Source organism: Desulfosalsimonas sp., from assembly GCF_055149105.1.
Window position 1 is genome coordinate 1 of sequence record NZ_JBSRLA010000093.1, and the last position, 9,175, is coordinate 9,175.

Sequence of the window (9,175 nt, forward strand, 5' to 3'; positions counted from 1 at the left end):
AAAAGTCTGATTTCAGATGGTGCCGTAAAAAGTTCAAGATCAAGGCTTGCGCAATTTCGAAGAATGCAGCGTACTTATCCGTACGTGAAATTCTGAGAAGTTGCGCATAACGCAGATATTGGACTTTTTACGGCGCCATCAAGGTTCAAGGTTACAGAATCATCTTTGAAATCACCTCGTTCATGATTTCATGGGTGCCGCCGCCAATGGAATAAATCCGGTTGTCCCGGTACAGACGCTCCACCAGGTGACCCCGGATAAACCCGTATCCACCGAAAATCTGGGTGGCGTCAAATGTCACTTTGTTTGCCACCTGGGAGGCAAAATTTTTGGCCATGGAGACTTCGGCAACCTTATATTCCCCGGCATTGACCATGGCTGCCACCCGGTAGGTAAACTCGGAGCTGGCCTCCACCCGGGTGGCCATTTCCGCAATCTTGTGGCGGGTCACCTGGAAGCCGGTCAGGGTTTTTCCAAAGGCTGTTCGCTGCCTGGCATATTTGATGGCTTCCTCCAGGCACATCCGGGAAATCATGTTTGACTGAACAGCCATGGCCAGCCGTTCGGACTGGAAATTTTCCATCTGATAGTAAAAGCCCTTGTTTTCCTCGCCTATGCGGTTTTCCACGGGCACCCGGCAATCATCGAAAAAAATCTGTCCCGTGTCCGATGTCCACCATCCGGTTTTTTTGAGTTTATCCGATACGGAGTATCCGGGGGTGTCAGCCTCGATGACCAGCAGGCTGATGCCGTGGGCCCCTTCCCCGCCCGTTCTGACCGCACATGTAATCTGGTCCGCATTGATGGCCGAGGTGATAAAGGTTTTGCTTCCGTTAACAATGTAGCAATCCTTGTCGCGCACTGCCGTGGTCTGCAGGCTGGCCACGTCTGATCCGCCCCCGGGCTCGGTCACGGCCAGGGCAGCCACCCGGTCGCCGGCTACCACAGGTTTGACAAATTTTTCCTTTTGCTCGTCTGTGCCGTATTTGATCAGCGGCGGAAGGGCAATGCCATGGGAGTACAGGCTGGCCACAAGACCCGGAGACCCGCCGCGCATAAATTCCTCGTTGACCACAATTTCCTCAAACAAATCTCCCCCGGCCCCCCCGACGTCTTCCGGGTAAGACACGCTGCTGTAGCCCAGTTCGCCCACTTTTTTATACAGATCCCGGGGAAAGCCGCCTTGTTCTTCCCAGTCGTCCACAAAAGGCGCAATTTCTTTCCGGACAAACTCACGAACCGCATTTCGAAGCATGTCGTGCTGTTTGGTGAAATATTTCTGGTAAAAACGGCTGTCTGCGGGATCTTGCTTTTTTTTCATTTTTCCCCTCTCCCTTCCTGATCCGGCTCCTCGAACAGGTTGCTGACCCCGCCGGCGATAAAGGCAACCGCATCCCTTCCGATATCGGTAAGATCTTCGGCCCGGTCCTGCCAGAGAAGATAATGGTAGGCCACCCGCTCATAGATGCCCATGATGCTTACGGCAATGACTTCAGCGGAAAACCGGCCCTTAAAGGCCACGGCCTGGTTGCGGCTGACCGTGTTTAATGCCTTCAGTACATCGCTGGTGCATTTATCAAAAATCAACTTGCGGCGCTGCTCCACAAGCTCGCTTTTGCCCACCGATTCCCGGAATAAAATCGCTGCCTGCTCCGGGTAATTGGCGCAGAAATCTTCAAAAAAGGCATGCCCCGCCCGTTTAAAACCCTCAAGGGTACCTCCGTTGGCCTTAAATTCCCGGCCCAGAATGGATCGCAGGAGATAGCCGATTTCGTCCATCATCCGGATCAGCAGATCCTCCTTGTTTTTGAAGTAAAAATAAACCGCGCCCACTGATACTTCGGCTGCATCGGCAATCTGCTCCATGCCGGCTTTGTGAAAGCCTTCTTTGGCAAAGAGGGTTTCCGCAGCCCGCAAGATGGTCTCCACCCGTTTTTCTCTTTCCCGCTGACGGCGAAGGGCGGATTTGGTCATTTTTTTGGGATCATCCCCGGATTTTTTTACCGGCATCTCAATCCTTTCTATTCCCGGTAACCCAGCTCGGCATCGCCGATTTTCACCCGGGCAATCTCTGTTGAAGTGCCTGTGACCTGGTTATACTTGGCGCACCTGTAAGCTGTCTGTGCCCGGTTGCCTTCCACACAGCCTGCCGCCCCCATAACCTGCAAAGCCTGGCTGCAGATCTGCTCTGCTGATTCAGTGCAAAAAACCTTGGCGCACCACATCAGCTCTTGGGCCTCTTTGGGGTTTGTCTCCAGGGTCCAGGCAGTGCGGTATGCCAGCAATTGGGCGGTCTGAAGCAGAGTAAACATCTCGGCGAGCTTAAATCCCATCTCCTGATGGGCGATTACAGGTTTTCCATCGCTTTTATGGGTCTTGGCAAAATCCCTTGCGGTTTCAAAAGCGGCACTGGAAACGCCCAGCCCGGCACCCAGAAGAATCTGGTTTTCCCACATTTTGAGCACTTCCGGCAGGTTTTGCCCGTTATCCGGACAAATCACCTGATCTGCGTCAATCCGGCATCCGTCCAGGCGGATATGGGAAATGGCGGTGCCTTCATAGCCCATGGTTTCAAGGGGGGCGTCAATAAAAAGCCCGGGGCTTGTGCTCTGGATGAAAAACAGGGCAAACCGGTCCTCCAGCATGCCAGCCACTGCAATCCAGTCGGCCACCGGAGCGTTGATCACGTATTGCTTGGCTCCCGTGACCGTCACCTGCCGGCCGTGTTTTTCCCCGAATGTGGCAAGAGACTGGTTTTCACCGTGTGTGAAGGTCTCGGACAAAGCCAGGGCGCCGATCAAATCTCCAGCCAGAACCGGCTTAAGCCACCGGGCCTTCCGGGCGGCATCCCCCCAATCGGCAACCGCCCGTCCGAACAGCCGGGTGCTGGCCTCCACGGCCAGATAGGCTGAAGGGGATCGGCAAGCCAGTGCTTCCATGGCACCCATGAGGCTGAGATGGCCGTTTAGATCTGCTACGGGTTCAAGACCAAGGCGCAGATATGAGGTTTGCGCCAGACTGCCAGTGATCCGGCAAAGCAGGTCTTTGTCCAACAGCGCCTGCCGGTTGTCCGGGTCTGCGTCTGTTGGCAGCCTTTTCAGGGCTGTTGCAACATCTGCAAACAGGGCGGTTTCCAAAGGGGTGAAATCATAATTCATAAGGGCCTTCTCCTCGGGCATTTGATTGCGCCATTTCGCGCATGGCTAAATCAGCCTGGCAATAATCATTTTCTGAATATCGGATGTGCCGCCGCCGATGGGCGCCAGCCGGCTGTCTCTGAAAATGCGTTCCATGTTGTATTCATGGCAGTAGCCGTAGCCGCCAAACAGGACCATGGCATCATTGGCCGGGCCCATGGACCAATCGCCCACAAACAGCTTGGCCACTGCCGCCTCCAGGTGGTTTAGCGGGCGGCCCTGGTCCTTGCACCAGGCAATCCTGTAGGCCAGACTCTGGGCGGCTTCGTAAAAGATGCGGATATTGGCCAGCTTGTGCTTGGTGGCCTGGAATTTTCCGATGGGACGGCCGAACTGCCGGCGTTTTTTGGCATAATCGGCACAGGCATTGAGCATGTACCGGGCGGCCCCCACAAACGGGGACAAAAGCGCGCTGCGATCCCATTCCACGGTCTGAAGCGACATGTTAAACCCCTCGCCTTCCCCGCCCAGAAGATTTTCCGCAGGAATTTCGCAGTTGCTGAAAAACAGCTCAGAGGTCTGGGAGGTGCGCACGCCCATCTTGATCAGCGGGGGGCCGGCCTCAAAGCCTTTGGTCCCCTTTTCCACGATAAAAGCGGAAATCCCGGCATGCTGGGCGCCCGGATCGGTTTTGGCATAAACCACGGCCACATCGGCAATGGGGCCGTTTGTGATAAAAATCTTGCTGCCGTTTAAAACATACTTGTCCCCTTTTTTTTCCGCCGTGGTCCGCATGGAGGCCACATCCGAGCCCGCATCCGGCTCGGTCAGTCCCATGCACCCGATCCATTCCCCGCTGGCCAGGCGGGGCAGGTATTTTTGACGCTGCTCTTCTGTGGCATGGCGCAAGATGGTGTCTGCGCACAAAAAGGAGTGGGCGCCGTAAGCCAGGGTGAGCCCTCCGTCAACACCGGCCTCTCCAAGGGCCTCGCCGGCCATGACCGTGGTGACCACATCGGCTCCTGAGCCGCCGTATTGTTCCGGAAAATGCAGCCCCAGGATGCCGAAGCGCCCCAGTTTACGAAAGGATTCAAAATCAAAGGCCTCGTTTCGGTCGTGTTCCTGAACCCGGGGAACGATTTCCTTTTTGGCAAACCGGATGATTTCTTTTTTAAACATTTGCTGTTCTCTGGTGAAGGCAAAGTCCATCAGCCGCTCCTGTCTGGAAAATTGAGGTATAAGGGGATTCCAAATATTAAAAACTGATGGAATCGTAAAAAGCTTTTTACCGCGTCCGCTGTTGTTGCAGGAAGGAAATCCTGCGGTCGGCGTCAGCTTTTTCGCTCCTGACCGTTTACGGAGTTTTCCGTAAACGCTCAATGTCGCTTACAAACCGACCCCGCCCTTGGACTTCCTTGGAAGTCCCAAATCGGATATGACCGCCAACCAATAAAAAAATAACTTACTGATTTTGCTTAACACTTAACCACTTCAAACTTAACACTGCCTGTAAAAAAGACTTTTTACAGGCTCATTAAAAAATGATTCATAAACAAAATCTGATTCAGATATTAAAATCAGGTTCAGTAAAATGTCAATGCAATTTTAAAAAAAAATGCAATACAGGCAGACAATCATAGCCCAATTGAGCAATTTTCAAATTTGATGGAATCGTAAAAAGCTTTTTACCGCGTCCGCTGTTTGTAAGGAAGAAAGCCCTGCGGTCGGGGTCGGCTTTTTCGCTCCTGACCGTTTTTACGGATTGATCAAATGCCTTTGCTTAAAATTGACAAACCCGCTCTGCCTTGCTCAAACAGTTTGAATTTTTCACGCAAAAACGCTCAATGTCCCTTCAAAAGCCGACCCCGCCCTTGGGCTTTCTTGGAAGCTTTTTACCAGGGCCGCCGCCCGGGACCGAACACTGCAAATAACTTTTGCCGCATGCTTAAAGGCTTTGATTTTATTTTTTTGAACCTTGAACTTTGAACCTTGAACCTTGAACGAAGTTATTTAGAAGAAGGGAGCAAACCGCCACCGGGCCGGCATCATGCGAAAATCATAGAACCAGGCAATAACAGCAACTGTTTTGAAGTTAGAAGAAGAACGGTTGGATTTTCAGACGGCTGCCGGGAATTTTTCCGTAAAGCGTTTTTCTGATTCCGCAGAGCCGATCAGAACCAGTTCATCCCCATGGCGGACAACAATGTCAGGCTCGGGGTTGATGACCAGTTCATCGTGTTTTTTCACCGCCACCACGCTGCAGCCGGTCTGCTCGCGGATCTGCAGTTTCATCAAAGGCTTGTTTTCAAGCTTTCGGGTCACCGTGACCCGAAACACGTTGAGTCCCTCTGAAAGCATGAGCATCTGCTGGGGATGAAGCAGGTTCATGATGGTGGCGGTCACCAGGGAACTGTAGGACAGCACCAGATTGGCCCCGGCCCGGTGCAGGGTGTTGATATTCCGGTCCAGGCTGGCCCGGCTGATGATCTGGACATCCGGCCGGAGCCGGCGGCAATAGATGGTCAGATAAATATTGAGATTGTCATCATGGGTGGTAATGATAATAGAGGGGGTTTCATTGATGCCCGCCCGATTGAGCACTTCGAGATCAGCGGCGCTGCCGTGGATATACCTGGAATCTTTGGAGGCGATCACAGAACGTTTTTCCACCACCCGGAAATCGATCCGCCGGGTTTCCAGAGACCTGGCCACGGCCTGGCCCACCCGCCCGCCGCCGAGCACCACAACGGGTGCATGGTCCCTGGCGCTGCTCTCCGCATCATGGCCGATGGAAGCATCAAATCGCTCCAACTGGGCCTCGGTTCCGGCCAGCACCAATACTGTGGATTCACCCAGAAGACTTTGGGCCGCCGGGATCATGAACTGATTTTTCTCCCAGATCCCCACCACATTCACGCCGGCAGCCTGACGCAGATTGCTTTGAGCCAGGGTTTTGCCCTGAAGCCAGGTGCGCATGACAGGGGCCTCGGCAATCAGCAGCCGGTCAAAGGCGCCGATGACATTGGCTTTCATGCTCACGCCCAGAACACGCCTGGACAAAGCCTTTCCAAGCATCTGGGTAAACCGGAACACATGGCTGCTGCCGGCCAGTTCCAGAATATCCACCGAATCGCCGACATCCGCGTTGGTTACGGTCTTCACCTGGTCGCTGACTTCCCGGATGGTATAGATGATATTGGTGCTGGTGATGTCATCGTTTAAAACCAGGGCCATGGCAGCGGCCTCGATTCGAAGCCGGCGGTAGGTCTCCGGATCATCGAGTTCGCCGACCACCACGTGATAGCCCATATCGTGGAGATCCAGGGCGCTTTGCAGTTCAGGGATCACAATCAAGTAGGCCACAGCGTAGCGCTCAAGTTTTTCAATCAGGTTGACGGCCACATCATCGAAATGCGTCAAAATAACGTGTCCGGAAAGATCATCAGGCACTGCCCGCGGGGCCCTGGCCTTGTTCTGGGCTTCAAGCCAGGGGGCGTAGAAAAACTGAATAAAGGTAAACGGCAGCATGACCAGCAGAAAAACAATGCCGCTTAAAAGCACCACCACGGAAAAAAGTCTTCCCGCATCACTGTGGAAGGTAATATCGCCGAATCCAAGGGTGGACATGGTGGTCAAAGTCCAGTAAAATCCGGTTACCCAGGAATACTGGCGGCCCTCATAAAGCATCAGCATGTGAAACAATATGCTGTAGAGTACAAAAAACAGCACCAGGACCAGGAGAAACTTGACCAGCAGCCGCATATTGCCTTTCTGCTGCCGCTCTCCGAAAAGCAGGGACAATTGTGTGGCCATGGTTTTCATCCAGGGCATCCTCTTGCCGGAAATCAGCGATGGTATTTGTCAATCCGGATAGCAGATTTCCGGTCGCTGGTCCATTACTTATTGTAAGTCCGCAAGTGCGCCCGGATCAAAACCAAAAACAATTGAATTGTTGCGCAAAAACAACTAATTGAAAAACAATAACAAAAACCCCCAATGGAGAACAGATTCATGCAGATCAAAACCACTGAACTGCCGGGCATCGGAAAGCGCTATTCCTTCAAGACCGTTAATGACGAGCAGGTGACCGTGATTTTGCACCACAACGGCAGCCGGGAAATCTACCATTTTGACAAAGACGAGGAGGATGATCCGGATTTCACCCTCAGTCTCACGGATGAAGAAGCCCGTCAGCTGGGCACCATCCTGCTGGGCGTGGATTATCAACCGGTTGCAGATGACCGGGTGGAACTGTTTTTAAAAACAGTGCGTCTGGAATGGCTTCGCGTGGAGGCCGACAGCTGCATTGCCAACCAGAAGATCATTGACAGCCAGATCCGATCCCGGACCGGGACCACGATTATCGGCATCCAGCGCGGTGAAACAATGATCGGCAGCCCGGATGTCAACGAGGTGATCCTGCCCGGAGACGTGCTCATGGTCATCGGCAATCGTGAGCAGACCAAGAATCTCGACAACCTGTGCAAATTATAGGACAAATCGTGGAAACCATCCCTTTTCTTCTGTTTGCCGGGCTGATTCTGTGCACGTTTTTCCTGGTCAGCTTCACTTCACAGAAATTCCGGCTGCCTTCGGTTTTGCTCTACATCATCCTGGGCGTGGCGGTATCGTCTTTTTTCCACGATATCAAGGCCATCCACACGGTGGCGGAAATCGGCATCGTGCTTTTGTTTTTTATCCTGGGCCTGGAATTTCCCCTTGCCCGGATGGTCAGTATTTCAAAAAAAATCTGGCCGGCCGGACTGCTGGACGTGGGGTTAAACATGGGCGGGGCCATGCTCATTGCCATGCTCTTTGGCCTGAGCTTTATTTCTGCTTTTATCATCGGGTCCATGGCCTATGCCACAAGTTCTTCCATCTCAGCCAAGATGCTGGAGGAAAAAAAGCGGTTGGCCAACCCGGAAGCCGAGTTCATCCTGGCCCTGCTGATTTTTGAAGACCTGGTGGCGCCGCTGCTGGTATCGTTTATTGCCGGCATCAATGCGGGCGAATCGCTTTCACCTGCGTTTATGGGCATACTGGTTTCAAAAATCCTGCTGCTGATCATCGGCGCCATTGCCATGGGCCATTACGGGTTTGCCCGGCTCAATCAATTTGTCTCCAAGTATATCCAGCATGATTTTATGCCGCTTCTGGCCGTGGGCGTGGCCCTTGCCTATGCCGGCCTGGCCATATCCCTTGGACTTTCGGAAATTCTCGGGGCATTTCTGGCCGGGGTGATGCTTTCGGAAACCGGCCGATCTCCGGAACTCGAACACCTGACGCTGCCGGTGCGGGATCTGACACTGCCGTTTTTCTTTTTCTGGTTTGGAACAACCATTTATCTGGGCGAAGGGATTTCGTATGTGCCCATGATGGTGGCAATGGCGGCCTGGGCCATTTTCGGCAAGATCCTTACGGCATTTGCCGGAAGCCGCATGTTCGGACTCTCGCCCAAGGCATCTGTAAGGGCCGGATTTTCCATGGTGCAAAGGGGGGAGTTTTCAGCCATCATCGCCAGCATGGCCCCGGCCCAACTGCGGGTTTTCAGCGGAATCTACATTATAATCACTGCGTTTATCGGCGTTTATCTCTTTGGCCGGGCCCCGGCCATCGCCAGGTGGTATGACAAACGGCGCAAGGAAAAACAGGCTTCTTTGTCTGCTCCCAAAGATGAAGCAACAGAATGATTAACAGGAGCTGCTATTTAGTGGCTGAACGAAAACCCTGTTCAGCCAAAACCCGAATATCGAAATCCGAAACAAATACGAATATCGAATGTTGATGGCACCGTAAAAAGCTTTTTACCGCGTCCGCTGTTTTTGCAGGAAGAAAGCCCTGCGGCCGGGGTCAGTTTTTTTGCTCCTGACCGTTTACGGAGGTTTCCGTAAACGCTCAATGTCGCTTCAAAAACCGACCCCGTCCTTGGACTTCCTTGGAAGTCTGATTTCAGATGGTGCCGTAAAAAGTTCAAGATCAAGGCTTGCGCAATTTCGAAGAATGCAGCGTACTTAGCCGTACGTGAAATTCTGAGAAAT

The 9,175-nt window shown here is 53.0% G+C and carries 8 protein-coding genes; 2 read left to right on the forward strand and 6 right to left on the reverse strand.

Going from position 1 to position 9,175, the window contains the following annotated elements:
• Positions 1 to 151: 151 nt before the first annotated feature.
• The 5 genes from ACTCIA_RS15575 to ACTCIA_RS15595 form a co-directional block, all read right to left on the reverse strand.
• Complete coding sequence (locus ACTCIA_RS15575; RefSeq protein WP_463002728.1) at positions 152 to 1,321, reverse strand: acyl-CoA dehydrogenase family protein; 1,170 nt, start codon at positions 1,319 to 1,321, stop codon at positions 152 to 154.
• Positions 1,318 to 2,010 (reverse strand): TetR/AcrR family transcriptional regulator, encoded by a 693-nt coding sequence (locus tag ACTCIA_RS15580; RefSeq protein ID WP_463002729.1) that lies wholly within the window; start codon positions 2,008 to 2,010, stop codon positions 1,318 to 1,320. Before ACTCIA_RS15580 ends, ACTCIA_RS15575 begins: the two co-directional genes overlap by 4 nt.
• Positions 2,011 to 2,021: 11 nt before the next feature.
• Positions 2,022 to 3,158, reverse strand: a complete 1,137-nt coding sequence (locus ACTCIA_RS15585) for an acyl-CoA dehydrogenase family protein (RefSeq protein ID WP_463002730.1) — start codon at positions 3,156 to 3,158, stop codon at positions 2,022 to 2,024.
• Between the two features lie 45 nt (positions 3,159 to 3,203).
• Positions 3,204 to 4,346: an acyl-CoA dehydrogenase family protein gene (locus tag ACTCIA_RS15590; RefSeq protein WP_463002731.1), complete on the reverse strand. Its 1,143-nt coding sequence runs from the start codon at positions 4,344 to 4,346 to the stop codon at positions 3,204 to 3,206.
• Positions 4,347 to 5,252: 906 nt separating this feature from the next.
• The gene (locus ACTCIA_RS15595) at positions 5,253 to 6,959 is read right to left on the reverse strand and encodes a potassium channel family protein (protein WP_463002732.1); all 1,707 of its coding nucleotides are present in this window, start codon (positions 6,957 to 6,959) and stop codon (positions 5,253 to 5,255) included.
• 189 nt (positions 6,960 to 7,148) lie between these two features.
• Here ACTCIA_RS15595 and ACTCIA_RS15600 point away from each other — a divergent pair, with 189 nt between their 5' ends.
• Both ACTCIA_RS15600 and ACTCIA_RS15605 read left to right on the forward strand, forming a co-directional pair.
• Entirely contained in the window at positions 7,149 to 7,631 is a 483-nt protein-coding gene (locus ACTCIA_RS15600; protein ID WP_463002733.1) for a cation:proton antiporter regulatory subunit, read from the forward strand.
• 8 nt (positions 7,632 to 7,639) lie between these two features.
• Positions 7,640 to 8,827 (forward strand): cation:proton antiporter, encoded by a 1,188-nt coding sequence (locus tag ACTCIA_RS15605; RefSeq protein WP_463002734.1) that lies wholly within the window; start codon positions 7,640 to 7,642, stop codon positions 8,825 to 8,827.
• A 41-nt stretch (positions 8,828 to 8,868) separates the two neighbouring features.
• On the opposite strand, the gene ACTCIA_RS15610 is transcribed toward ACTCIA_RS15605, so the two are convergent.
• Positions 8,869 to 9,175: hypothetical protein (locus ACTCIA_RS15610; RefSeq protein WP_463002735.1), on the reverse strand; the 307-nt coding region annotated here is incomplete at its 5' end.